The 564-nt window shown below is 52.0% G+C and carries 1 pseudogene; it reads right to left on the bottom strand.

The features are described from left to right. A pseudogene (locus H9625_RS17480) lies at positions 1-564 on the bottom strand (IS4-like element ISUnCu6 family transposase); the annotation flags it as partial.

Below are 564 nucleotides of genomic sequence, written 5' to 3'. Positions count from 1 at the left end.
TAATCTATAAATGTCGCAAATATGTTTCATATCTTCCTCCCTGTTGATGATAGCCTGATAGATATCTTCGTCAGTCAATCCGAAGAGTTCCGCAACCGCAATGACCAGTTCTTGCATGACGCCCCATATCCTTTCCGCAACGGACAGTTCCAAAGAATCCTTGGTTACGTCCTCAAAGAGCTTTCCCATGGTCTCGTAGGCTGCAAACCTCTTCACTAAGGAAAGGATGTTGTATTGCAAAGCCGTCAGGGATGTCGCCGCGATTTGCGAGGCGAAGTTGCCGGCCTGGCATTTGCCCAGCCCCAACAGCCCCTTCGCTTCCTTGAACACGACTTCCAAAGACCACCTTTGGGCATAAATCCGGTACGCTTCAAGGAACTCAAGCCGTATGTCCGTGGTCATCAGGCCGTTCCATGCGCCCCGTTTGCTTCTCCTGACAAAGTACAGGCGTACCTTGGTATCCGCAAAGGTCACGTCCGCCACGATGTAATAGCAACGCAGTCTCCTGCTGTACTTCCGCCTGCCTTGCCTGTCAAGGTGCCTGATCAAGGCCGGCGCGGTATA

It is taken from the genome of Phocaeicola intestinalis (assembly GCF_014837065.1).
In the GTDB taxonomy this organism is placed as follows: Bacteria; Bacteroidota; Bacteroidia; order Bacteroidales; family Bacteroidaceae; genus Phocaeicola; species Phocaeicola intestinalis.
This window is presented reverse-complemented; position numbering and strand designations above follow the sequence as displayed.